This is a genomic window from Variovorax sp. Soil_C_19, from assembly GCF_057657255.1.
Map to the genome: position 1 here is coordinate 85,221 of NZ_JBDGIV010000014.1, position 24,008 is coordinate 109,228.

Annotated in this window: 22 protein-coding genes and 1 riboswitch; of the genes, 16 read left to right on the forward strand and 6 right to left on the reverse strand. The window is 68.0% G+C overall.

What is annotated here, in order from left to right:
• Positions 1 to 5 precede the first annotated feature (5 nt).
• From gmhB to AC3A6R_RS22230, 3 genes are read left to right on the forward strand one after another with little or no spacing between them, the layout of a single operon-like run.
• Positions 6 to 584 carry a D-glycero-beta-D-manno-heptose 1,7-bisphosphate 7-phosphatase gene (gmhB, locus tag AC3A6R_RS22220; protein WP_487862332.1) on the forward strand — a complete coding sequence of 193 codons (579 nt, stop codon included), beginning with the start codon at positions 6 to 8 and terminating at the stop codon, positions 582 to 584.
• Positions 584 to 1,360 (forward strand): lysophospholipid acyltransferase family protein, encoded by a 777-nt coding sequence (locus tag AC3A6R_RS22225; protein ID WP_487862333.1) that lies wholly within the window; start codon positions 584 to 586, stop codon positions 1,358 to 1,360. The genes gmhB and AC3A6R_RS22225 overlap by 1 nt, the downstream gene beginning before the upstream one ends.
• A gap of 38 nt (positions 1,361 to 1,398) precedes the next feature.
• On the forward strand, positions 1,399 to 2,385 hold the full coding sequence (locus AC3A6R_RS22230) for a M48 family metallopeptidase (RefSeq protein ID WP_487865604.1): 987 nt from the start codon (positions 1,399 to 1,401) through the stop codon (positions 2,383 to 2,385).
• A gap of 36 nt (positions 2,386 to 2,421) precedes the next feature.
• Here AC3A6R_RS22230 and AC3A6R_RS22235 read toward each other — a convergent pair whose 3' ends face one another.
• The 4 genes from AC3A6R_RS22235 to AC3A6R_RS22250 all read right to left on the reverse strand — a co-directional run bounded on the left by AC3A6R_RS22235 (position 2,422) and on the right by AC3A6R_RS22250 (position 6,629).
• Positions 2,422 to 3,201 (reverse strand): SDR family oxidoreductase, encoded by a 780-nt coding sequence (locus AC3A6R_RS22235; protein WP_487862335.1) that lies wholly within the window; start codon positions 3,199 to 3,201, stop codon positions 2,422 to 2,424.
• Between the two features lie 66 nt (positions 3,202 to 3,267).
• Positions 3,268 to 4,194 (reverse strand): pseudouridine synthase, encoded by a 927-nt coding sequence (locus AC3A6R_RS22240; RefSeq protein WP_487865605.1) that lies wholly within the window; start codon positions 4,192 to 4,194, stop codon positions 3,268 to 3,270.
• Positions 4,191 to 5,504: a leucine-rich repeat-containing protein kinase family protein gene (locus AC3A6R_RS22245; RefSeq protein ID WP_487865634.1), complete on the reverse strand. Its 1,314-nt coding sequence runs from the start codon at positions 5,502 to 5,504 to the stop codon at positions 4,191 to 4,193. The genes AC3A6R_RS22240 and AC3A6R_RS22245 overlap by 4 nt, the downstream gene beginning before the upstream one ends.
• 66 nt (positions 5,505 to 5,570) lie before the next feature.
• Complete coding sequence (locus AC3A6R_RS22250; protein WP_487865606.1) at positions 5,571 to 6,629, reverse strand: MBL fold metallo-hydrolase; 1,059 nt, start codon at positions 6,627 to 6,629, stop codon at positions 5,571 to 5,573.
• A 121-nt stretch (positions 6,630 to 6,750) separates the two neighbouring features.
• Between AC3A6R_RS22250 and AC3A6R_RS22255 the strand changes: the two genes are divergently transcribed.
• From AC3A6R_RS22255 to iaaH, 7 genes are all read left to right on the forward strand, one after another.
• Complete coding sequence (locus tag AC3A6R_RS22255; RefSeq protein WP_487862338.1) at positions 6,751 to 7,149, forward strand: MerR family transcriptional regulator; 399 nt, start codon at positions 6,751 to 6,753, stop codon at positions 7,147 to 7,149.
• 51 nt (positions 7,150 to 7,200) lie between these two features.
• Complete coding sequence (gene can / locus AC3A6R_RS22260; RefSeq protein WP_487862339.1) at positions 7,201 to 7,944, forward strand: carbonate dehydratase; 744 nt, start codon at positions 7,201 to 7,203, stop codon at positions 7,942 to 7,944.
• Positions 7,945 to 7,948: 4 nt separating this feature from the next.
• On the forward strand, positions 7,949 to 9,769 hold the full coding sequence (aceK, locus tag AC3A6R_RS22265; protein ID WP_487865607.1) for a bifunctional isocitrate dehydrogenase kinase/phosphatase: 1,821 nt from the start codon (positions 7,949 to 7,951) through the stop codon (positions 9,767 to 9,769).
• A gap of 25 nt (positions 9,770 to 9,794) precedes the next feature.
• The gene (locus tag AC3A6R_RS22270; RefSeq protein WP_487865608.1) at positions 9,795 to 10,979 is read left to right on the forward strand and encodes an acetyl-CoA C-acyltransferase; all 1,185 of its coding nucleotides are present in this window, start codon (positions 9,795 to 9,797) and stop codon (positions 10,977 to 10,979) included.
• 60 nt (positions 10,980 to 11,039) lie between these two features.
• The gene (locus tag AC3A6R_RS22275) at positions 11,040 to 12,290 is read left to right on the forward strand and encodes a glutamate carboxypeptidase (RefSeq protein WP_487862342.1); all 1,251 of its coding nucleotides are present in this window, start codon (positions 11,040 to 11,042) and stop codon (positions 12,288 to 12,290) included.
• 45 nt (positions 12,291 to 12,335) lie between these two features.
• On the forward strand, positions 12,336 to 13,466 hold the full coding sequence (locus AC3A6R_RS22280; protein ID WP_487865609.1) for an acyl-CoA dehydrogenase family protein: 1,131 nt from the start codon (positions 12,336 to 12,338) through the stop codon (positions 13,464 to 13,466).
• 91 nt (positions 13,467 to 13,557) lie between these two features.
• The gene (gene iaaH, locus AC3A6R_RS22285; RefSeq protein WP_487865610.1) at positions 13,558 to 15,075 is read left to right on the forward strand and encodes an indoleacetamide hydrolase; all 1,518 of its coding nucleotides are present in this window, start codon (positions 13,558 to 13,560) and stop codon (positions 15,073 to 15,075) included.
• A 20-nt stretch (positions 15,076 to 15,095) separates the two neighbouring features.
• Here iaaH and AC3A6R_RS22290 read toward each other — a convergent pair whose 3' ends face one another.
• Positions 15,096 to 15,827, reverse strand: a complete 732-nt coding sequence (locus AC3A6R_RS22290) for a helix-turn-helix transcriptional regulator (RefSeq protein ID WP_487862345.1) — start codon at positions 15,825 to 15,827, stop codon at positions 15,096 to 15,098.
• 117 nt (positions 15,828 to 15,944) lie between these two features.
• Between AC3A6R_RS22290 and AC3A6R_RS22295 the strand changes: the two genes are divergently transcribed.
• The 4 genes from AC3A6R_RS22295 (at position 15,945) to AC3A6R_RS22310 (ending at position 19,770) form a co-directional block, all read left to right on the forward strand.
• Positions 15,945 to 16,379, forward strand: coding sequence for a YchJ family protein (locus AC3A6R_RS22295; protein WP_487862346.1), 435 nt, complete (start codon positions 15,945 to 15,947; stop codon positions 16,377 to 16,379).
• A gap of 26 nt (positions 16,380 to 16,405) precedes the next feature.
• Positions 16,406 to 16,510: riboswitch (TPP riboswitch) on the forward strand.
• A 93-nt stretch (positions 16,511 to 16,603) separates the two neighbouring features.
• The gene (thiC, locus tag AC3A6R_RS22300) at positions 16,604 to 18,490 is read left to right on the forward strand and encodes a phosphomethylpyrimidine synthase ThiC (protein WP_487865611.1); all 1,887 of its coding nucleotides are present in this window, start codon (positions 16,604 to 16,606) and stop codon (positions 18,488 to 18,490) included.
• A 179-nt stretch (positions 18,491 to 18,669) separates the two neighbouring features.
• Positions 18,670 to 19,362 (forward strand): HAD family hydrolase, encoded by a 693-nt coding sequence (locus AC3A6R_RS22305; RefSeq protein WP_487862348.1) that lies wholly within the window; start codon positions 18,670 to 18,672, stop codon positions 19,360 to 19,362.
• A 75-nt stretch (positions 19,363 to 19,437) separates the two neighbouring features.
• Positions 19,438 to 19,770: a thioredoxin family protein gene (locus AC3A6R_RS22310; RefSeq protein ID WP_487862349.1), complete on the forward strand. Its 333-nt coding sequence runs from the start codon at positions 19,438 to 19,440 to the stop codon at positions 19,768 to 19,770.
• 9 nt (positions 19,771 to 19,779) lie between these two features.
• Here the strand turns inward: AC3A6R_RS22310 and AC3A6R_RS22315 are convergent, their stop codons facing one another.
• A complete protein-coding gene (locus AC3A6R_RS22315; RefSeq protein ID WP_487865612.1) occupies positions 19,780 to 20,811 on the reverse strand; it encodes an AraC family transcriptional regulator in 1,032 nt (343 codons plus the stop codon).
• A gap of 139 nt (positions 20,812 to 20,950) precedes the next feature.
• Here AC3A6R_RS22315 and AC3A6R_RS22320 point away from each other — a divergent pair, with 139 nt between their 5' ends.
• Both AC3A6R_RS22320 and AC3A6R_RS22325 read left to right on the forward strand, forming a co-directional pair.
• On the forward strand, positions 20,951 to 22,123 hold the full coding sequence (locus tag AC3A6R_RS22320; RefSeq protein ID WP_487865613.1) for an isovaleryl-CoA dehydrogenase: 1,173 nt from the start codon (positions 20,951 to 20,953) through the stop codon (positions 22,121 to 22,123).
• A 144-nt stretch (positions 22,124 to 22,267) separates the two neighbouring features.
• The gene (locus tag AC3A6R_RS22325) at positions 22,268 to 23,944 is read left to right on the forward strand and encodes an AMP-binding protein (protein WP_487865614.1); all 1,677 of its coding nucleotides are present in this window, start codon (positions 22,268 to 22,270) and stop codon (positions 23,942 to 23,944) included.
• Positions 23,945 to 24,008 lie beyond the last annotated feature (64 nt).

A 24,008-nucleotide genomic window follows, 5' to 3' on the forward strand; every position in this document is an offset into this window, starting at 1 on the left:
ACCCCATGAAACTCGTCATCCTCGATCGCAACGGCACGATCAACGTGCACCGTGAAGACTTCGTGAAGAGCGACGTCGAGTGGACGCCGCTGCCCGGCGCGCTCGAAGCCGTGGCCCGGCTCAACCATGCGGGATGGCACGTGGTGATCGCATCCAACCAGTCGGGGCTCGGGCGCGGCCTGTTCGACATGGCCTCGCTCAATGCCATGCACGCCAAGATGCACAAGATGCTCGCGGCCGTGGGCGGGCGGGTCGAGGCGGTCTTCTATTGCCCGCACAGCCCCGACGAGGGCTGCGCCTGCCGCAAGCCGGCGCCCGGGCTGTTCCGCCAGATCGCCGACCGCTTCGGCTTCGATCTCAAGGGCGTGCCGACCGCGGGCGACAGCCTGCGCGACCTGCAGGCCGGCGCTGCGGCCGGATGCGAACCGCACCTGCTGCTCACCGGCATGGGCGCCGCCTGCCGCGGCGTCGATCCGCTGCCTTCCGAATACCCGGCGAACACCATGGTCCACAACGACCTGGCCGCCTTTGTCGACTTTCTGCTTGCGCGCGAAGCGCAGGCCGCACTGCAGGTGGCTGTCTGATGGCTTTTCTCCGTTCCGTGGTCCATGCCCTCTGGATGCTCGTCACCGTGGTGCCCTGGGGCATCATCATGTGCGTCAGCTCGCTCTGGAAGCGCGGCATCCCGCTCTACTGGATGGCTGCGCGCTGGCTCGGCTGGGCAATCGACGGTGCGCGCGTGCTGCTGGGCATCCGCACCCGCGTGAGCGGCATGGAGAACCTGCCCACCGACCAGCTCGCAGGCGCGATCCTGCTGGTCAAGCACCAGTCCACCTTCGAGACCTTCCTCATGCCCACGCTGATGCCGCACCCGCTGGCCTACGTGTTCAAGAAGGAGCTGATCTACGTGCCCTTCTTCGGCTGGGCCATGGCCCGGCTCGACATGATCCACATCGATCGCAGTCAGCGCGCCCAGGCCTTCAACAAGGTGGTGAACCAGGGCCGCAAGCTGCTCGCGCAGGGCATCTGGATCATCATGTTCCCCGAGGGCACGCGCATTCCGCGCGGGCAAAAAGGCACCTACAAGAATGGCGGCACCCGGCTCGCCTGCGAAACAGGCGTGCCGGTCATTCCGATCGCGGTCACCTCGGCCAAGGTCTGGCCGCGCAAGGCCTTCATCAAGCGCCCCGGCGTGGTGGACGTGTCGATCGGCCCGGCCATTTCCAGCGTTGGACGCAAGCCCGACGAACTGATGCGCGAGGTCGAGGCCTGGATCGAAGCCGAGATGCACCGGCTCGATCCCGAGGCCTATCGCGACAGCAGCCCGCCCGTCGAGGCGCAGCAGGCGCACGGGCGCTGAAGAGAGCGCAGGCGGCGCAGGCAGGAAAGAGCCGGACGATGCAGGCACTGCTGCAGTTCACCATGGACCTGTTCGAGAAGCTCGGCAGCGAGTTCGCCGCGCCTGCACCGCCCGAGCACCGTCCGCGCACGCCGCGCAAGAAGAAAGCGCCGCCGGCCGTGTCGCCTGCGCCCGCGCCTTCCGCGACCGACGAGGCTGCGCCGCATGCCGGCGCCGCGCCCGCAGTGCCCGCGATTCCGCTGCGCGACACGTTGGCGCTCGCGAGCTTCGTCCATCCGCAGGCCACGCGCGAAGTGGTCCTGGGCTCGGCGCGCGTGGGCTACGAGTTCAAACGCGGCAAGCGCAAGACCATCGGTTTTCTCGTCGGTGCCGAGGGACTGTCGGTGCGCGCCCCGCGCTGGGTCACGCTGCGCGACGTCGATGCCGCCGTGCAGGAGAAAGCCGACTGGATCCTGCGCAAGCTGCGCGAGACGCAGCAGCGCCAGGCGCGCGTCGAGGCCACGCGCATCGAGTGGAAGGACGGCGCCGAATTTCCGTTCATGGGCGAGCCGGTCGTGATCCGGCTCGACCCGAAGCACGGCTTCTCGAGCGTCGGCGGCACGCTCGACGAGCCCGGCGCCGAGGGCACGGGAGCGCGCGTCCTGCGCCTTGCGGTGGCGCAGAACGCAGCGCCGTCGCAGATCCGCGATGCCGCCCAGGCCTGGCTCATGCGCAGCGCGCGACGCCTCTTCATCGAGCGCCTCGACCATTTCGCGCCGCGGCTCGGCGTGCAGTGGCAGAAGCTGTCGCTCTCGAACGCCGCCACGCGCTGGGGCAGCGCGAGTGCCGACGGTTCGATTCGGCTCAACTGGCGGCTGATCCATTTCCGCCTGCCGGTGATCGACTATGTGGTGGCGCACGAGCTCGCCCACCTGCGCGTGATGGACCACTCGCACCGCTTCTGGGAAACGGTGGAGAGCGTGGTGCCGGACTACGGTGTTCTGCGCGCGCAGCTCAAGGACGAAGCCGTTCCCCGCTGGCGTTGATCCCGCGACGCGGCGCTGCGGGGCAGCCCGTTGTGCCTAGTCGGTTCCGCGCGTGTGGATCACGCCACCGTCGAGCACCAGCGTCGAGCCCAGCACGTAGTCGCCCGCGCGCGAGGCCAGGAAGATGGCCGCGCCGGCCATGTCCTCGGGGGTGCCGATGCGGCCGGCGGGAATGCGCTTGCCCACCTCTTCGGCGTTGTCGCGTGCATCCTTGTTCATGCTGGAGGCGAAGGCGCCCGGTGCGATGGCGCTCACCACGATGCGGTCGCGCGCGAGCCGCGTGGCCATGCGGCGCGTCAGCTGGATCACGCCGGCCTTGCTGGCCGCGTAGGAATAGGTTTCGAGCGGATTGACCGCGATCCCGTCGATCGAAGCAATGTTGATCACCTTCGCCAGGTGGTCGGTGGCGCCGGCGCGCAGCATCGGCGTGAGCATCTGCGTGAGGAAGAAGGGCGTCTTCATGTTGAGGTCGACCACCTTGTCCCAGCCGCTCTCTGGAAATTCGTCGTAGGGCGCGCCCCAGGCGGCGCCGGCGTTGTTGACGAGGATGTCGAGCGTCTTTTCGTGGCCGGCATAGGCCTCGACCAGCGCCTTCATGCCCTCCTGCGTCGACACGTCGGCCGGCAGCGACACGCAGTGGCCGAAGGCCGAGAGCTCCTTGGCGGCGGCGTCGCAGGCATCGGCCTTGCGCGCCGAGATGTACACGCGCGCGCCCTGGGCCAGAAAGCCTTCGGCGATCATGCGGCCGATGCCGCGCGAGCCGCCGGTGATGAGGGCGCTGCGGCCCTCGAGCGAGAAGAGTCGGGTGGTGTCCATGTAGGTGTCTCCGGAGTCTTGAAAGATGCCGGAGGGAAGCTTAGTGCGCCGCGCGCCCGCGCGCCGTCACCTTGGCGGCAGCGCCAGGCTTCGGGGGCTGGTGAAAGTGCGCGCTTCGCCGCTCAGCGGGTCTTCGAACGCCACCGACTTGGCGAGCAGCTGCAGCGGTCGGTCGAAATCGTCGGCACCCTGCGGCAGCAGCGTGGGGTAGATCGGGTCGTTGACGATCGGCATGCCGAGCGCCATGCAGTGCACGCGCAACTGGTGGCGCCGCCCTGTGACCGGCGAGAGCCGGAGCAGCGCGTGGCCTCCCGCCTGCTGCGCGACCTCGATGTGCGTCTCGGAATTGGGCTCGCCGCCTTGTTCCTCCCTGACGCGCATGAAGTGCGCTTCGTCGTCGACGAGCCGGCTGCGGTAGATGGCCGGCACCGCCGACACCCCGGGCTGCCAGGGGACGACCGCCTCGTAGTGCTTGTCGATGCGGCGCTCCGGGAACAGCACCTGGTAGGCGCCGCGCGTTTCGCGGCGCACCGAGAACAGCACCAGCCCGGCCGTGCCGCGATCGATGCGGTGCATCGGCACCAGGTCGTCGATGCCGAGCTTGCGCTTCAGCCGCACCAGCAGGCTCTCGTGCAGGTACTTGCCGGTGGGAATGACGGGCACGAAGGGCGGCTTGTCGACCACCAGCAGGTCGGCATCGCGGTAGACGATTTGCTCCTCGAACGGGATGCGCGCCTCGTCGTCGAGCGTGCGGTAGTAATAGACCCTGAGCGGCGCCTCGTAGCGGCGCGACGCGGTCACGGGCACGCCGTACTCGTCGACCACGTCGTTGGCGGCCATGCGTTCGAGCCAGGCCTCGCGCGTGATCGCGGTGAAGCGCTCGACCAGGAACTCGGCGATGGTCGGCCACGGGCCTTGCGGCAGGCCGACGCAGCTCGGGCCGACGCCGTCGCGCATGGGCAGCGGCAGTTGCGGTGGCGGGCGGCGCGTCATGGTGAGGACAGCGCGCGCTCGATGAGCGGCAGCGCCTCGTCGAACGTCGGGCGTGCGGCCGCATCGGGCTGCAGGCAGCGCGCCGCGAGCGCGGCCACGGCGGGCGCGGGCGCATCGGTGCAGCGTGCCAGCAGCTCTTCGAGCAGGCAGCCGAAGGCGCGCATCTCGGCGGCCTGGAAGGCACGTGCCTGGACCGCACCGAGCGTGCCGGGCATCCAGGCAGCGCCAAAATCGCCGAGCCGCGCGCCGCCCTCCGGCCGCCACAGGATGTTGTGCGCGTAGAGGTCCCCGTGGACGATGCCGCGCGCATGCAGGTGCCGCATCGCAGAGGCGATGTCGCGTGCGATGCGGAGCGCCACCGCCGAAGGCCAGCGCGCGTCCTCGGCGTACACGTCGCGGGTGCACGAGTCGAAGCTCGGCGGGCTCGCGAGCGTGGCGAACGCCGGATCGACGAGCGCCATCACCAGGCCGTCGCACCCTTTGGGATGCCCGCCGATGCGGCCCTGCGCCGCGACCAGCGTGGGATGCTCGCCCGCCGCGACGCTGGCCGCCATCTCGCTGTGCGGCCAGCCGTCGCTCGTGACCGCCCCCTTGAACAGCTTGACCGCCACCGGCTGCACGCCGCGCAGCACGGCTTCATGGATCACGCCCGAGGCGCCCTGGCCGATCTTCTTGCCGAGCGCCAGCTCGTGCCACGGCACGCTCGGCACCGAAGGCGCGGCGATGGCCGCGTCTTCCGCGGCGGCATCGAAGGGATTGCCGGCCGCCGCGAGCCATGCGAGCCGGGGCATCGATGCCAGCCAGGCGGGCAACTGCTCGAAGCGGTTGGCCGCAATGCGCAGCAGCTCGAGCTGCCCGCAGGCCGCGAGCGATGCCGGCAGCGCCTGCAGGCGGTTGCCCGCGAGCATGAGCTTCTGCAACCGTGCGCAGCGCCCGAGCGCATCAGGCAGCGAATCGATCTGGTTGTCGGTGAGGATCAGCCAGCGCAGCAGCGGCAGTTCGAGCGCCGCCGCGGGCACGCTGCGGATGCGGTTGGCCTTGAAGCCGACCATCTCGAGCGAGCGGCATTGCCCGAGCGAGGCGGGCAGTTCGGTGAAGCGGTTGTCGGAGCAGAACAGCACGCGCAGCCGGTGCAGCCGGCTCAGGTCGTCAGGCAGTGCCTCGAGCGCATTGCCCGACAGGTTCAGTATTTCGAGCGAATCGGCGAGCGCGAAGATCTCGCGCGGAAACTCGGTCAGCCCGCACGAGAGATCGAGCCGCCGCGCGCCCGCCAGCCGGCCGGCGCGCAGCGCGGCGAGCGTGTGCGGCATGTTCATGGCCGCCAAGTCTATGCGGCCCCGGCTGCGGCGCGCACGGCGGCGGCTTCTTCTGCTTCGTCAGGCCGCCCTGAAGCGGTAGACGCCGTCCTCGCCCAGCTCGCGGCGCACCTGGCCTGCGAACCACAGCAGGTGCAGGTGCGCGACCGTCTCGCCCATCGCGAAGGTCATCTGGTGCAGGTCGAGCGCGCGCTTGAACAGGATCGGCAGGCCCTCGGCGGCCGTCAGCGGCCCTGCGATGCAGGCCTCGAGCAGCTCGGCCAGGCGGTCGCGGTGGTGTTCCTGCAGTTGGTCGACGCGGCGGTGGATGCCCGTGAAGGGCTTGCCGTGCGACGGCAGGCCGAGCGTGTCGGCCGGCAGCGCCTTGAACTTGTCGATGCTGTCCAAAAACAGCCGCAGCGAGTTGGCATCGGGTTCGCTGGCGTGCACGCTCACGTTGGTCGAGATGCGCGGCAGCATCATGTCGCCGCCGAGCAGCAGCTTCAGTTCGTCGCAGTAGAGCGCAATGTGCTCGGGCGCGTGGCCGTAGCCGCTGATGCAGCGCCATGCATGGCCGTCGATCATGACGGTGTCGCCGTCCATCATGCGCACGAAGCAGTCGGGCACCGCAGGCACCATGTTCGCGTAGTAGCTGGTGCGCGCGCGGATCTTGGCCATCGCCTCCGGGTCGCTGAGGCCGTGCGAGGCGAAGAAGCGCGCCGCCGCCTCGCCGCCCGCGAGCGTGTCGCCGCTGGTGGTGAGCACACGTGCCACGTGGTAGTCGGTCGAACTGATCCACAACGGCGCGTTCCAGCGCGTGCAGAGCCATTCGGCCAGGCCGATGTGGTCCGGATGCATGTGGGTGACGATCACGCGCAGGATCGGCAGGCCCTGCAACTGGGTCTCGAAGACTTGTTCCCATTGGGCGCGGGATTCGTCGTGCGCGATGCAGCAGTCGACCACCGTCCAGCCCTCGACGCCGCCGATGCTGTCGCGCAGCAGCCAGAGGTTGATGTGGTCGAGCGCGAAGGGCAGCCGCATGCGGATCCATCGCACGCCCGGTGCGACTTCCAATGCTTCGCCGGGGACGGGCAGGGTGTCGCCCAGGGGGTAGTGGAGTTCGCGTTCGAGGAGGTTCATGTAAGATTGACGTTTACGTAAACGTCATAGGTTGAGGGCACCATTGTAGGGACGGCGGCACAAACCTGCTGTCGCCACCGCAACGCCCTTCCGGACGTATTCCGCCCTTACCTTTCGCCACATGTCCGCGCAGACCTTCACCATCAGCCAGCTCGCGAAGGAGTTCGACCTCACGACGCGCGCCATCCGCTTCTACGAGGACATGGGGCTGCTCACGCCGGAGCGCTCGGGCATGCAGCGCATCTACAGCGCGCGCGACCGGGCGCGGCTCACGCTCACGCTGCGCGCGAAGCGCCTCGGCCTGAGCCTGACCGAGGCCAAGGACATCCTCGACATGTACGACAGCCCGCGCGACACCGTGGCGCAGCTGCAGAAGTTCCTTGGCGTGCTCGGCGCGCACCGCGCGCAGCTCGAGGCGCAGCTCGTCGAGCTGCAGGCCAATCTGGCCGAAGTGCGCGAGCAGGAGAAAAAAGGCCGCGCGGCGCTGGCCCGCGCGCAGAAAGCCGCCAGGCCGGCCTGAGATGCCGGCATCGACCTTCGACCGAACCACGACTCATCGACAATCACCGCCATGACCGAAACACTCGACGACCTCTTCGCCCACAACCGTGCCTGGTCCGCACAGATGGAACGCGACCGGCCCGGCTTTTTCACCGGCCTGGTGAAGCAGCAGACGCCGCGCTACATGTGGATCGGCTGCTCCGACAGCCGCGTGCCCGCCAACCAGATCACCGGCCTCGAACCCGGCGAGGTGTTCGTGCACCGCAACGTCGCGAACATCGTGGTGCACTCCGACCTCAATGCGCTGTCGGCGATCCAGTTCGCCGTGGAGCACCTGAAGGTCAAGCACATCATGGTGGTGGGCCACTACGGCTGCGCCGGCGTGGCGGCCGCTCTCAGCGGCAAGCGCATCGGCCTGGCCGACAACTGGATCCGCCACATCCAGGACGTGCGCGACCGGCACAACGTGATGCTCGACAGCCTGCCCGAGGACGTGCGCGCCGATGCGCTGTGCGAACTCAACGTGGCCGAGCAGGTGGTCAACGTGGCGGTGAGCACGGTCATGGTCGACGCCTGGAGCCGCGATCAGCAGGTCACGATCCATGGCTGGACCTTCGGCGTGCACGACGGCCTGCTGCAGGACCTGGGCCTGAGCGTGGACGGCGCCAAGCCGCTCGACGCGGTGTACAAGGCCGCGGTGCAGCGCATCCGCTTCAAGTGGAGCACGCCGTCCGAAGCCACGCCGCTGCCGCGTGCCGCCGTGGCGGCCGCCGACGAAGCCGGCCAGAACGCGACACCCACAAGCGCCGGCTGAACGCATGTTCCCGCAGCGTCTCGATTCCCCGCTGGCCTACGATATCGCCAAGGCGATGATCGACGGCTTCAACCGCCACTACACGCTGTTTCGCGCCGAGTCGGCGCGCGCCAAGCACCGGTTCGAAACGGCCGATTGGCATGGCCAGCAGCGCGCGCAGCGCGAGCGCATCGAGTTCTACGACCTGCGGGTGAACGAGGCGGTGGCCCGCCTCGAGAAGGAGTTCAAGGCCGGCGAGCAGCCCATGGAGGTGTGGCACCAGGTCAAGCTGCACTTCATCGGCCTGCTCGTGGACCACCACCAGCCCGAGCTGGCCGAGAGCTTCTTCAACTCGGTGACAACGAAGATCCTGCACCGCGCCTACTTCCAGAACGATTTCATCTTCGTGCGCCCGGCGATCAGCACCGAATACATCGAGCCGCGCGGCGCGCCCACATACCGGCCCTACTACCCGAGCGACGAGACGCTGGCCGACACCATCGAACAGATGATCGACGACTATGCGCTGCAGGGCAGCTTCGCCGACAAGCGGCGCGACGCCGAGCGCGTGGCCAATGCCATGATGGGGCGCTTCGACCAGGTGAAGCTGCGCGCCAACTTTCAGCTGCAGGTGCTCTCGGGCCTGTTCTACCGCAACAAGGGTGCCTACGTGGTTGGCAAGATCATGAACGGCTTCACCGAGCTGCCGTTCTCGCTGCCGATCCTGCACGACAGCCGAGACCATTTCTACGTGGACGCGGTGCTGTTCGGCGAAGACGACCTGCAGATGCTCTTCAGCTTTGCGCGCGCGTACTTCATGGTCGACATGGAAGTGCCCTCGGCCTGCGTGCAGTTCCTGCGTTCGCTGATGCCGCGCAAGCCGCGCGCCGAGATCTACAACGCGCTCGGCCTCGCCAAGCAGGGCAAGACGCTCTTTTACCGCGACTTTCTCTCGCACCTGAACTATTCGAGCGACCGCTTCCGCATCGCGCCCGGCATCAAGGGCATGGTCATGCTGGTGTTCGACCTGCCTTCCTTCCCGTTCGTGTTCAAGGTCATCAAAGACTTCTATCCGCCGCAGAAGGACACCACGCGCGAGCAGATCAAGGGCAAGTACCTGCTCGTGAAGCAGCACGACCGCGTCGGGCGCATGGCCGACACGCTCGAATACAGCGACGTGGGCTTTCCGCTCGACCGCTTCGAGCCCGAACTCATCGAGGAGATCAAGAAATTCGCACCCAGCCAGCTCGAGATCGCCGACCGCGACGGCAACGGGGAGATGGAGCTGGTGCTCAAGCACGTCTACATCGAGCGCCGCATGATCCCGCTCAACATCTACCTGCAGGAGGCCTTCGACACGCTGGCCGACCCCGAAACCCCGGCGCACGCACGGCGCGCCAGGGAGCAGCTCGAGCATGCGGTCGTCGAGTACGGCAATGCCATCAAGGACATGGTCGCCGCCAACATCTTTCCCGGTGACATGCTGTGGAAGAACTTCGGCGTCACGCGTGGCGGCAAGGTCGTCTTCTACGACTACGACGAGATCGAATACATCACCGACTGCAAATTCCGCAAGGTGCCCGCGCCGCGCAACGAGGAGGACGAGATGAGCGGCGAGGTCTGGTATTCGGTGGGCCCGAAGGACGTGTTCCCCGAGACCTTCGGCCCGTTCCTGCTCGGCAACGACGCCGTGCGCGAGGCCTTCATGGCGCACCATGCCGACCTGCTCGACGCCGCCTTCTGGCAGCACCACAAGCAGCGCATCGAGGCCGGGCAGATGCTCGACGTCTTCCCGTACGAGGAATCGCAGCGTTTCCCGCACGAGGGGCATGCGACCCACTTCTGAACATCCATCCACAAGGAGATCTGAAATGTCCGAATCCATCGTCATCGTCGGTGCTGCACGCACCCCCATGGGCAGCTTCCAGGGCGACTTCGCGTCGCTCGCGGCGCACGACCTCGGCGGCGCTGCTATCAAGGCCGCCGTGGAGCGCGCCGGCATTGCGCCCGACAGCGTCGGCGAAGTGCTGTTCGGCAACTGCCTGATGGCGGGCCAGGGCCAGGCGCCGGCCCGCCAGGCGGCCTACAAGGGCGGCCTGCCCGACAGCGCCGGCGCGGTCACGCTCAGCAAGATGTGCGGCTCGGCCATGAAGGCGGCCATGCTCGCGCACGACCTGCTGCTTGCGGGCACCCACGAGGTGATGGTGGCGGGCGGCATGGAAAGCATGACCAACGCGCCGTATCTCATGCTCAAGGGCCGCGGCGGCTACCGCATGGGCCACGACCGCATCTTCGACCACATGATGCTCGACGGCCTCGAGGACGCCTATCAGCCGGGCCGTTCCATGGGCACCTTCGGCGAAGACTGCGCGGCCAAGTACAAGTTCACGCGCGAGCAGCAGGACGCCTTCGCGATCGCCAGCGTGCAGCGGGCCAAGGCCGCCACCGAATCCGGCGCGTTCAAGGACGAGATCGTGCCCGTCACCGTGAAGGGCCGCGGCGGCGATACCGTGGTCTCGATCGACGAGGGCCCGGGCAAGGTCAAGCTCGACAAGATCTCCACGCTCAAGCCCGCGTTCAAGAAAGAGAACGGCACCATCACCGCCGCCTCGAGCTCGTCGATCAACGACGGCGCCGCGGCGCTGGTCATGATGACCGAATCGCACGCCAGGAAGATCGGCGCAACGCCGATCGCCCGCATCGTGGGCCATGCGACGCATGCGCAGCAGCCCGAGTGGTTCTCGACCGCACCGGTCGGCGCTGTCGCCAAGCTGTTCAAGAAGACCGGCTGGAGCGTGCGCGACGTCGACCTGTGGGAAGTCAACGAGGCCTTCGCGGTGGTGCCGATGGCGCTGATGCACGAACTCGACGTTTCGCACGAGATCGTCAATGTGCATGGCGGCGCCTGCGCGCTCGGCCACCCGATCGGCGCGAGCGGCGCACGCATCATGGTCACGCTGCTGCATGCGCTCAAGGCGCGCGGCAAGAAGCGCGGCGTGGCGACGCTGTGCATCGGCGGAGGCGAAGGCACGGCGGTGGCACTCGAATTGCTATGAGCGGACGCCCCCCGGGCGCCCCCAGACCAACAACCAACAATGCGTAGAGCAGGAGTCTTCATGCGCCCTTCCTTTCACCGTACCGCCATGGCCGTCGTGCTGGCCACCGCCTTCGTGGCGAGCGCCGCCTGGGCCCAGAAGCGCGACAACGTGCTGTTTCAGGCCGCCACCGACGAGCAGCCCGCGCTGATCAAGACGCTGGAAAAACTCGTCAACCTCGAGACCGGCACCGGCGATGCCGAAGGCCTCGCGGCCGCCGGCCAGTACCTCGAGGGCGAACTCAAGAACCTCGGCTTCACGGTCACACGGCACAAGTCGGCGGGGCTCGTCGTGGGCGACAACATCGTCGGCAAGCTCAAGGGGCGCGGCGGCAAGAACCTGTTGCTGATGTCGCACATGGACACGGTCTATCCGAAGGGCACGCTCGCGAAGGCCCCGTTCAAGATCGAGGGCGACAAGGCCTACGGTCCCGGCATCGCCGACGACAAGGGCGGCAACGCCGTGATCCTGCACACGCTCAAGCTGCTGATCAAGGACTACGGCGTGCGCGACTTCGGCACCATTACCGTGCTGTTCAACACCGACGAGGAAAAGGGCTCCTTCGGTTCGCGCGACCTGATCCAGGAAGAAGCGAAGCAGGCCGACTACGTGCTGTCGTTCGAACCCACGAGCGCCGGTGACGAGAAGCTCTCCCTCGGCACCTCGGGCATCGCCTACGTGCAGGTCAACATCACCGGCAAGGCCTCGCATGCGGGCGCGGCGCCCGAGCTCGGCGTGAACGCGCTGGTCGAGGCCTCCGATCTCGTGCTGCGCACGATGGACATCGACGACAAGTCGAAGAACCTGCGCTTCAACTGGACCATCGCCAAGGCCGGCAACGTGTCGAACATCATCCCGGCAAGCGCCACGCTGAATGCCGACGTGCGCTACGCGCGCAACGAGGACTTCGACGCCGCGATGAAGACGCTCCAGGAGCGTGCGCAGCAGAAGAAACTGCCCGAAGCGGACGTCAAGGTGCTCATCACGCGCGGCCGTCCGGCCTTCAATGCCGGCGAAGGCGGCCGCAAACTGGTCGACAAGGCCATCGCCTTCTACAAGGAGGCGGGCGGCACGCTCGACATTGCCGAACGCACCGGCGGCGGCACCGATGCGGCCTATGCGGCGCTCTCGGGCAAGCCGGTGATTGAAAGCCTGGGCCTGCCGGGCTTCGGCTACCACAGCGACAAGGCCGAGTACGTCGACACCAGCGCCATCCCGCGCCGCCTGTACATGGCCGCGCGGCTGATCATGGACCTGGGCGCCGGCAAGTAGCCGCTGCAGGCCCGCGCCAAGAAAAAAAACACAGGAGACACAGCCATGCTGCTCAGTGCCGACCAGGAAGCCATCCGCGACGCGGTGCGCGCGTTCTCGCAAGCCGAACTCTGGCCCCACGCCCCGCGCTGGGACCGCGAGCACATCTTTTCGAAGGAAGCGCACCAGGGCCTCGCGGCGCTGGGCGCCTACGGCATCTGCGTGCCCGAGGAGCACGGCGGCGCCGGCCTCGACTACCTGACGCTCGCGCTCGTGCTCGAGGAAATCGCCGCCGGCGACGGCGGCACCAGCACCGCCATCAGCGTGACCAACTGCCCGGTCAACGCCATCATGCTGCGTTACGGCAATGCACAGCAGAAGAAGCAGTGGCTGGAGCCGCTGGCGCAAGGACAGATGCTCGGCGCGTTCTGCCTCACCGAGCCGCAGGCCGGCAGCGACGCATCGAGCCTGCGCACCACCGCGCGCAAAGACGCCGACGGCTGGGTCATCGATGGCGTCAAGCAGTTCATCACCAGCGGCAAGAACGGCCAGGTGGCGATCGTGATCGCGGTCACCGACAAGGCCGCGGGCAAGCGTGGCATGAGCGCGTTCATCGTGCCGACCGATGCGCCGGGCTACAACGTGGCGCGGCTCGAGGACAAGCTCGGCCAGCACAGCAGCGACACCGCGCAGATCAACTTCGACGGCTGCCGCATCCCGGCCGAGAACCTGATCGGGCAAGAGGGCGAGGGCTACAAGATCGCGCTTGGCGCGCTCGAGGGCGGACGCATCGGCATCGCGGCGCAGAGTGTGGGCATGGCGCGCAGCGCGTTCGAGGTCGCACTCGCCTATGCGAAGGAACGCCAGGCCTTCGGCGGCGCGATCTTCGACCAGCAGGCCGTGGGCTTCCGCCTTGCGGACTGCGCCACGCAGCTCGAGGCGGCGCGGCAGCTCATCTGGCATGCCGCGAGCCTGCGCGATGCAGGCCGGCCCTGCCTCAAGGAAGCCGCGATGGCCAAGCTGTTCGCGAGCGAGATGGCCGAGCGTGTCTGCAGTGCCGCCATCCAGACGCTCGGCGGCTACGGCTATGTGAACGACTTTCCGCTCGAGCGCATCTACCGCGACGTGCGGGTGTGCCAGATCTACGAAGGCACGTCGGACATCCAGAAGCTCCTGATCCAGCGCGCGCTGGCCTGAGCGCCCGCCGCGCTTTCTGTCATCGGTTTCGACGACAGACAGCATCGCGGCGCCGGTGCAGCATGGCGGCCTCGTCATCGGAGGTTCTGTCGTGCCCAAGTCGTCCAAGAAAACCGTTTCCCTTTCCCTTCTGCTGTGCAGCGCCGCCGCCGCAGCCGCGCAGCCTGCCGCCGGCGACATCGCCGTGCTCACCGCCAGCGAAGCGGTCCGGCAGCTTTGCGCCGGCACGCTCTCCAGCGAGCAACTGGTGACGGCCTCGATCGCGCGGGCCAAGGCCCGGCCGGAGCTGAATGCCTTCGTCACGCTCGACGAAGCGGGCGCGCTGAAGGCTGCGCGCGCCGCCGATGCGCAGCAACGCCAGCGCCAGCGTAGCGGCGCTGCGTGCAAGGCGCTGGCCGGGCTGCCCGTGGTCATCAAGGACAACATCCAGGTGCAGGGCCTGCCCGCCACGGCCGGCACGCCGGCGCTGAAGGGCTTCGTGCCCGCTGCCGATGCGCCGGTGGTCGCGAAGCTGCGCGCGGCCGGCGCCGTGATCCTCGGCAAGACGAGCATGCACGAGCTGGCCTTCGGCGTGACGGGATGGAATCCGGCGTTCCAGAGCGGGCCCGAGGTGGGCGTGCGCAATGCCTACGACGCAAGCCGCATCGCGGGCGGTTCGTCGTCCGGCAATGGCGCGGCGCTGGGCGCGCGCATCGTGACGGCCGCACTGGGCACCGACACCGGCGGCTCGGTGCGCATCCCGTGCGCGTTCAACGGCTGCGCCGCATTGCGGCCGAGCATCGGGCGCTATCCACAGCAGGGCATCGCGCCCATTTCGCACACCCGGGACACCGCAGGGCCGATGGCCGCGTCGGTGGCCGACCTCGCGCTGCTCGACCGCGTGATCGCCGGAGGCGGGGCGATTCGCCCGGCCGACCTGAAGCGCGTGCGGCTCGGCGTGGTGCCTGCCTTCCACGAGAACCTCGACGCTGACACGCGCGCGGCCACCGACGCCGCGCTCGCCAGGCTGCGCGAAGCCGGCGCAACGCTGGTCGAGGTGGAGATGCCGAAGCTCATGGAACTCAACGGCGCCATCGGCTTTCCGCTGGCGCTCTACGAGGCGCACGACGACATGGTGGGCTACCTCGCGAAGTACCGCACCGGCGTCGACATGGCGCAGCTGGTCGCCGGCATTGCGAGCGCCGACGTCAAGGGCACCTTCGAGACCTTCGTCGTGCCACGCAAGCTGCCTGCGCCGAATGGCCTGGTCGATGCGAAGCCGGCCTACGACAACGCCATGAAGGTCGCGCGGCCGGCGCTGCAGAAGCTCTATCGCGACACCTTCGCGACGCACCGCCTCGATGCGCTGGTGTTCGCCACCGTGCCGCGCGTGGCGCTCGCGGCCGGGCCGGAGTCGAGCAGTCCCGAGAACTTCGGCGCGCTGATCCAGAACACCGACCCGGGGAGCAATGCCGGCATTCCGGGCCTGCAACTGCCATCGGGGATCGGCGCGGCGAGCGGGTTGCCGATCGGGCTGGAGTTCGACGGCCCCGCCGGCAGCGATCGCCGGTTGCTGGCGCTGGGGCTCGCGGTGGAAGCCGTGCTCGGGCGCATCGCCGCGCCGAAGTAGCGCGGCAGGGGGCGGCTCATTCAGCGCGTGGCCGGTGCTTCCGCGCCCATGCGTGCCGCCAGCGCCGAGCGCCGTTCGATGCCGAGCTTGTCGAAGGTGCGGCGCAGGTAGGTCCGCACCGTCGGCACGCCCACGCCCATGCGCCGCGCGATCTCCTTGTCGGTCAGGCCCTGCCGCACCGCGTCGGCCACCTGCTGCTCGCGCGCACTCAGCAGCGATGCGGCCGGCGCGCGATGCTGCTGCGCGCGCCTGAGCGCGCCGGCGAATGCCGGCTCCACCAGGTCGAGCAGTGCCTTCTCGTGGTCGCCGAAGTCGCTGCGGCCCTTGCGGCGCCAGATGCGCAGGTCGCCCAACGCATGCGCGCCTTCGAACGCATGAAGGTTCATGCCCCAGTGCAGGCCGTCGCGCGCGAGGAAGTCGCCGAAGAACGGCGTGCGCATCAGCGCGCGCTGCGGCATCACTTCGGTCACGCGCGTCGCTCGCCGCCGCGACTGCAGCACGAAGGTGATCGGGTCGTGGTGCTGGTGCCATTCGGCATAGCGGTCGAGGTTGGCCGGGTCCATGTTGAGGGCCACGCGCTCGCCGAAGCTGCCGTGCTCGGCGTGCCAGACGTACGAGGCGAACTGGTCGGCCCGCAGCAGGTCGAGCAGCGCCCAGCCAAGGCGCTCGCGGATCTCGCGCTCGCCGCGGTCTTCTGCCAACAGCGTGAAGACGCCGCGCAGCGCTTTGTGCTCGGAGGCCGTGAGGTACATCGCATCATCTCCTCGTGCCGGAAGCCTAGCTTGTAGCAAGCGCCGCGCCAACGGTGGATGCACCCATCCGGCGCGCCGCGGGGGGCGCCGCGCGGAAATGTTCCAATAGCGGTCTCCATGAGCGCCACCGATCCCACCTCCGGACCCTGCCCCTGCGGCCGCACCGACCGCCGCGACAAGCCCATCGGCTACACGATGTGCTGCGGCCGCTACGTCGACGACTTCGAGCACACGCCCGCGCCCGACGCCGAGTCGCTGATGCGCTCGCGCTATACCGCCTTCGTGCTGGAGCGCGCCCCCTACCTGCTCGCCACCTGGCATCCGACGAAGCGGCCGGCGTCGATCGACTTCGAGCCGGGCGTCAAATGGCTGGGGCTCGATGTGCGTTCGCGCTCGGTGCTCGACGCCGACCATGCCGAAGTCGAATTCGTCGCGCGCCAGCGCAGCGCTTCCAGCGGTGCCGCCACGCGCCTGCACGAGCGCAGCCGCTTCGTGCGCGAGGGCGAGCGCTGGTACTACCTCGACGGCGACCTGCAGCAGCCTGCCGGTTGACGCCCCGTGCGGCGGCCCGCACAATAGGCACCGCTCCGGGGTGCACGCATGTGGCGTGCTGAGATGGCAAGCTGCCGACCCGCGAACTTGATCCGGGTCATACCGGCGTAAGAAGAGCTGCACTCCCTGACTTCGGTCCGCCACACCATCTTGTGGCGGGCATCTGCCGAAGGCCACCGAGCGATTGCGGAGCACCCTGTCTTTCCACAAGGAGTGCCCGATCGATGAATGCCCCCGATAAGTTCACCTCGCTGCTGTCGCTGACGCGCGAGCCGTTCCCCGCATCGCACAAGTGCGTCATTCCCGGCAGCCGGCCCGACCTCGCCGTGCCTGTGCGTGACGTTCAGCTCACCAACGGCGAGACGGTCTCGCTCTACGACACCTCGGGTCCGTACACCGACCCGAAGGTCGAGATCGACGTGCGCCGCGGCCTGCCCGACGTGCGCGGCGCATGGGTCGCCGAACGCAACGACACCGAAAGCTACGAAGGCCGCATGCACCATGCGCTCGACGACGGCGCCAAGAACGAAGACCGCGATGCCCAGCGCCTGGCCGAACTGCGCGCCGGCGCCTCGGCATTGCAGCGCACGCCGCGCCGCGCCAAGTCGGGCGCCAACGTGACGCAGATGCACTATGCGCGCCGTGGCATCGTCACGCCCGAGATGGAGTACGTGGCGCTGCGCGAGAACGGCAAGCGCGAGTGGATGGCCGAGTACCTCGCCAACGAGGAGCGTGCGAGGCGCGTGGCCGGCAACCCGATGGGTGCGCAGATTCCGCGCATCATCACGCCCGAGTTCGTGCGCGACGAAGTGGCGCGCGGCCGCGCGATCATTCCCGCGAACATCAACCACCCCGAAGTCGAGCCGATGGCCATCGGCCGCAACTTCAAGGTCAAGATCAACGCCAACATCGGCAACTCGGCCGTCACCTCGAGCATCGAGGAAGAGGTGGAAAAGCTCGTCTGGGCCATCCGCTGGGGCGCCGACAACGTGATGGACCTGTCGACCGGCAGGAACATCCACACCACGCGCGACTGGATCGTGCGCAACAGCCCCGTGCCGATCGGCACCGTGCCGATCTACCAGGCGCTCGAGAAGGTCGGTGGCGTGGCCGAGGACCTGACCTGGGAGATCTACCGCGACACGCTGATCGAGCAGGCCGAGCAGGGCGTGGACTACTTCACCATCCACGCCGGCCTGCGCCTGGCGTTCATCCACCTGACGGCCGACCGCATGACCGGCATCGTCTCGCGCGGTGGCTCGATCATGGCCAAGTGGTGCATCGCGCACCACAAGGAGAGCTTCCTCTACACGCACTTCGAAGACATCTGCGACATCATGAAGGCCTACGACGTGAGCTTCTCGCTCGGCGACGGCCTGCGCCCCGGCTCGGGTGCCGACGCCAATGACGAGGCGCAGTTCGCCGAACTGCGCACGCTCGGAGAGCTCACGCAGATCGCCTGGAAGCACGACGTGCAGACCATGATCGAAGGGCCGGGCCATGTGCCGATGCACATGATCCAGGCCAACATGGACGAGCAGCTCAAGCACTGCCACGAGGCGCCGTTCTACACGCTCGGGCCGCTGACGATCGACATCGCGCCAGGCTACGACCACATCTCGAGCGCGATCGGCGCCGCGATGATCGGCTGGGCCGGCACCGCGATGCTCTGCTACGTGACGCCGAAGGAGCACCTCGGCCTGCCGGACCGCGACGACGTGAAGCAGGGGATCATTGCGTACAAGATCGCCGCGCACGCGGCCGACGTGGCGAAGGGGCATCCCGGCGCGCGCTCGCGCGACGATGCTCTGAGCAAGGCGCGCTTCGAGTTCCGTTGGCAGGACCAGTTCAACCTCGGGCTCGACCCCGACACCGCGCGTGAATTCCACGACGAGACGCTGCCGAAGGATTCGAGCAAGGTGGCGCACTTCTGTTCGATGTGCGGGCCGAAGTTCTGCTCGATGAAGATCACGCAGGAGGTGCGGGAGTACGCGGCGAAGAAGGGGGTGGCCGAGGCGGAAGCGGCTTCGGCCGGCATGGCCGAGAAGTCGCGGGAGTTCGTGGCGGGGGGTGGGGAGATGTACATACCGATTCGGGCTGTGTCGTCCTGATTGGTCTTGCTCCCTCTCCCTCCGGGAGAGGGCTGGGGTGAGGGCGGCGGTGGTGGATACGGCGCGCTTCTGGCAAAGCCGCCAGCCCTCACCCTGACCCTCTCCCGGGGGGAGAGGGAAAAGAGGTAGAGCCCCGCGGGATTGCTACCATTCCCACTCCGCCTGAACCAAGCCCCGCAATGCCCACCTTCCCCTTCGCCGCAGTCCTCTTCGACTGCGACGGTGTACTCGTCGACTCCGAGCCCATCACCAACCGCGTGCTCGCCGAAATGCTCGGCGAGCTCGGCTGGCATCTCAGCACCGAAGAGGCGATGAACGCCTTCACCGGCAAGGCCGTGAAGGACGAGGCCGCGCTCATCGAATCGAAGACCGGCGTGCGGATCACCGAGGACTGGCTCAAGACCTTCCGCGGCCGCCGCAACGAAGCGCTCGAACGCGACCTCGAGGCCATTCCCCATGCGCTCGACGCGATCCGCAAGATCCACGCCACGCTAGACGGGCGCATCGCCTGCGCCTCGGGCGCGGATCGCCACAAGGTCGAGCTGCAGCTGGCCAAGACGGGCCTGATCGAGTTCTTCGAGGGCCGCATCTTCAGCGGCCACGAGATGCCGCGCTCCAAGCCGCATCCCGACGTGTACCTCGCAGCAGCGGCAGCGCTGGGCGTCGATCCGAAGCGCTGCGCGGTGGTCGAAGACACCGTGACGGGCGCCGCCGCCGGCGTGGCCGCAGGCGCCACGGTGTTCGGCTACAGCACCGGCGAATCAGGCCACAGCGGACCCGAGGCACTGCGCAGCGTCGGTGCGCTGCAGGTGTTCAGCGACATGCGCGAACTGCCCGCATTGCTCGCCGCGCACGGCATGCAGCAGGCCTGAAACCCCTGCGGCGAACAGGCCCGCGCGCTTTCTGCTGCAATGGCAACGAGCACGTTCACAAGGAGCCAGACCCCGATGACTTCCGAATACCAGACGGCGCAGCCCGAGCGCGCCGAGATCGATGCCCTCGAAGGCCCCGCCGTGGTCGAGTTCGGCACCAACTGGTGCGGCATCTGCAAGGCCGCGCAGCCGAACATCGCCGAGGCCTTTGCCCAGTACCCGCACATCCGCCGCATCAAGGTCGAGGACGGCAGCGGGCGGCCGCTCGGCCGCTCGTTCGGCGTGCGCCTCTGGCCCACGCTGGTGTTCATGCGCGACGGCAAGGAAGTCGCCAAGCTCGTGCGCCCCGAGGACAGCGCTTCCATCGCCGCGGCGCTGGCGCGCATCGACGCACCTGCGGCCGCCTGAGCGCTACTTCTACTTCTTCACCTGCTGGCGGAAATCGCTCGGCGCCTGCCCGGTCCATTGCAGGAAGGCGCGCGCGAAGCTCTTCTCGTTGCGAAAGCCCACCGCCAGCGCCACCTGCTTGATGGGGCGCGCCGTGCGGCGCAGCAGGTCCACGGCCATCTCGTGGCGCACCTCGTTCTTCAGCGCCTGGAGCGAGGTTCCTTCCTCGTGCAACTGCCGGTGCAGCGTGCGGCTCGACACATTGAGCCATGCGGACAGCCCCTCGGCGGTGGTGGCTTCGCCGGCGTGCGAGCGCAGCAGTTCGCGCACGCGCTGGCCCAGCAGCCGGTCGCGCCGGTACTGCAGGATCGTGAGGGGTAGCGCCCGCTTGAGCATGGTGCGCAACGCGCGCTCGTCGCGCTGCAAGGGCAGGGCGAGGTAGCGCTCGTCGAACGCGATGCTCGCGCAGGCCGCGTCGAAGCGCGTGTCGGGCGTGAACATCGACGCATAGGCATCGCGGTGTGCCGGCGCCGCGAACGGAAAGCTGGCCTGGCGCAGCGAGATGCGCGAGTCGATGGCCCAGCACATGTAGCCGTGCATGAAGCGCAGGCTCGTCACCAGGCAGAACTCGCGGAATGCGTCGTCGAGCGCGCGGCGTTCGGCCACGCGCAGCGTGGCGACACCGCCCGCCATCTCGAGCGACAGGCCGATGTCGTCGGTCAGCAGGTGGTGGTGGCGGCACCAGCGCTTGATCGCCACGCCCAGGTCGGGCGCGGTCAGCGAGGCGCGGCACAGCATGCCGTAACTGCCCCAGGGCAGCCGGCGCGAGAACCAGCCGAGCGCTTCGTCGTCGAGTTCCTGCATGGCGTGATCCGACAGCACCTCGAACTGCGCGGCCGTGACCCGGGCGTCGGGCCGGGCCAGTTCGCGCGGCGTGATCTGTGCCGCGCGCAGCGCCTCGGACGGATCGATGCCATAGCGCTGGTAGCCGCGCACGATGGCTCGCACGAAGGCCATTGGCGTGACGGCGCGGGCGGGTCTGAGAAAGGCAGGAGACGACATCGGATGGCAGGCGCGGCGTGGCGCATTTTGCAACCATTGTGGCGCCAATTGCGGCGCGGCCAGGCGTAAGCTGCGTGGTTCCAAGCGCCAATCCGCGTGGGACCGCCTGCGCGCCGACCCCTCAGAGGAGACAAGACACATGCACGATCCCGGCCTGAACTTCGACCTGGGCGAGACCATCGACTCGCTGCGCAGCGCCATCCAGGACTTCGCGGCCCATGAAATCGCGCCGCGCGCGGCCGACATCGACAGCGACAACCTGTTCCCGCACGACCTCTGGAAGAAGCTCGGCGACCTCGGCCTGCACGGCATGACGGTGAAGGAAGAGTTCGGCGGCACCGAGCTCGGCTACCTCGCGCACATCGTCGCGATGGAAGAGGTCTCGCGCGCCTCGGCGTCGGTGGGGCTTTCGTACGGCGCGCACTCCAACCTGTGCGTGAACCAGATCCACCGCAACGGCAGCGACGCGCAAAAGAAGAAATACCTGCCCAAGCTGGTGAGCGGCGAGCATGTGGGCGCACTGGCCATGAGCGAGCCGAACGCCGGCTCCGACGTGGTCAGCATGAAGCTCAAGGCCGAGAAGAAGGACGGCCACTACGTGCTCAACGGCGGCAAGATGTGGATCACCAACGGCGGCGACGCCGACACGCTGGTCATCTACGCCAAGACCGAGCCCGAGATGGGCGCGCGCGGCATGACGGCCTTCATCGTCGAGAAGGGCTTCAAGGGCTTCTCGGCCGGCACCAAGCTCGACAAGCTCGGCATGCGCGGCTCCAACACCTATCCGCTGTTCTTCGACAACTGCGAAGTGCCCGAGGAGAACGTGCTCGGCGGCGAAGGCCAGGGTGCCAAGGTGCTGATGAGCGGCCTCGACTACGAGCGCGCGGTGCTCTCGGGCGGCCCGCTCGGGATCATGGCCGCCTGCATGGACGCGGTGCTGCCCTTCGTGCACGAGCGCAAGCAGTTCGGCCAGAGCATCGGCGAGTTCCAGCTCATGCAGGGCAAGCTGGCCGACATGTACTCGACCTGGCAGGCCACGCGCGCCTACGTCTACGCGGTGGGCAAGGCCTGCGACCGCAATGACCACGCCCGCACCTTCCGCAAGGACGCGGCCGGCGCGATCCTCTATTCGGCCGAGAAGGCGACCTGGATGGCCGGCGAGGCAATCCAGGCGCTGGGCGGCGTGGGCTACACGAAGGACTTTCCGGTCGAGCGGCTCTGGCGCGATGCCAAGCTGTACGAGATCGGCGCGGGCACGAGCGAGATCCGGCGCATGCTGATCGGACGCGAGCTGTTCTCGGAAACCGCCTGAACGGGTTTTTCTCCCTCCCTTCCGGGGGAGGGCAGGGGTGGGGGCGAGCGGCGTTCGATGAAGCATTGCGCTGAAAAGCTGGCTGCGAGCCCCCATCCCAACCTTCCCCCGGAAGGGGAAGGAGCAAGACAAGGAGACAAGAACATGAGCATGACTGCTGCGTTGAACGAAAGCTACGGCAAGGGCGCCACCGACGTCCCGCTGATCGAACAGACCCTCGGCGATTTCTTCGACGGCATGGTCGAGAAGCAACCCGAACGCGAAGCCCTGGTCAGTCGCCATGAAGGCCTGCGCTTCACCTACCGCGAACTGCAGGCCGAAGCCAACCGCCTCGCGAGCGCGCTGCTGAAACTCGGCCTGGCACCCGGCGACCGCGTCGGCATCTGGTCGCACAACAATGCGCCGTGGGTGCTGATGCAGATCGCCACCGCCAAGGTCGGCCTTGTCCTCGTCAACATCAACCCGGCCTACCGCACCGCCGAGCTCGAATACGCACTCAACAAGGTCGGCTGCAAGGCGCTGGTGACCATGGCCCGCTTCAAGACCAGCGACTACCTGGCGATGCTGCGCGAACTCGGACCCGAACGCCTGCCGCAGCTTGCGCACACCTTCTGGATCGACGGCAAGGATGCACCCGACGAGTCCGGCATGCAGCGCTTCAGCGCGCTGCTCGCGAGCGGCGATGCGGCCGATGCGAAGGTGCAGCAGGTCCAGAAGACGCTGAAGGCGACCGACCCGATCAACATCCAGTTCACCAGCGGCACGACGGGCTTTCCCAAGGGCGCGACGCTGACGCACCGCAACATCCTCAACAACGGCTTCTTCATCGGCGAATGCATGAAGCTCACGCCGGCCGACCGGTTGTGCATTCCGGTGCCGCTGTACCACTGCTTCGGCATGGTGCTCGGCAACCTGGCCTGCCTCACGCATGGCGCGGCCATCGTGTACCCGAACGACGGCTTCGATCCGCTCACCGTGCTCGAGACCGTGGAGGCCGAGAAGTGCACCGGGCTGCACGGCGTGCCCACGATGTTCATCGCCGAACTCGACCATCCGCGCTTCAAGGAGTTCGACCTGTCCACGCTGCGCACCGGCATCATGGCCGGCTCGCCGTGCCCGATCGAGGTGATGAAGCGCGTGGTCAACGAGATGCACCTCGGCGAGATCACCATCGCCTACGGCATGACCGAGACCAGCCCCGTGAGCTGCCAGAGCAGCACCGACACGCCGCTCGACCGGCGCGTGTCCACCGTCGGCACGGTGCAGCCGCACGTCGAGGTGAAGATCGTCGATCCCGAGACCGGCGCCATCGTCGCGCCCGGGCAGTCGGGCGAGCTGTGCACGCGCGGCTACCTCGTGATGCATGGCTACTGGGACGACGAGCCCAAGACGCGCGAGGCCATCGACGCCGAGCGCTGGATGCACACCGGCGACCTCGCCACCATGGACGCCGAGGGCTACGTCAACATCGTCGGGCGCATCAAGGACATGGTGATCCGCGGCGGCGAGAACATCTATCCGCGCGAGATCGAAGAGTTTCTCTACCGCCATCCGAAGGTCCAGGACGTGCAGGTGGTCGGCCTGCCCGATCGCAAGTACGGCGAGGAGCTCTGCGCCTGGATCATTCCCAAGCCCGGCCAGATGCTCGAAGAGGCCGAGGTGCGCGACTTCTGCAAGGGCCAGATCGCGCACTACAAGGTGCCGAAGTACATCCGCTTCGTCGAAGCGTTCCCGATGACCGTGACCGGCAAGATCCAGAAATTCAAGATCCGCGAAGCGATGGCCGAACAGCTCGGCCTCGAACAAGAAAAGACAGCATGAGCGCCGCGCAGAACCGCTTCAAGCAAGCTCGCTCCCCCTTGGGGGGAAGTGAGGACACGACAGT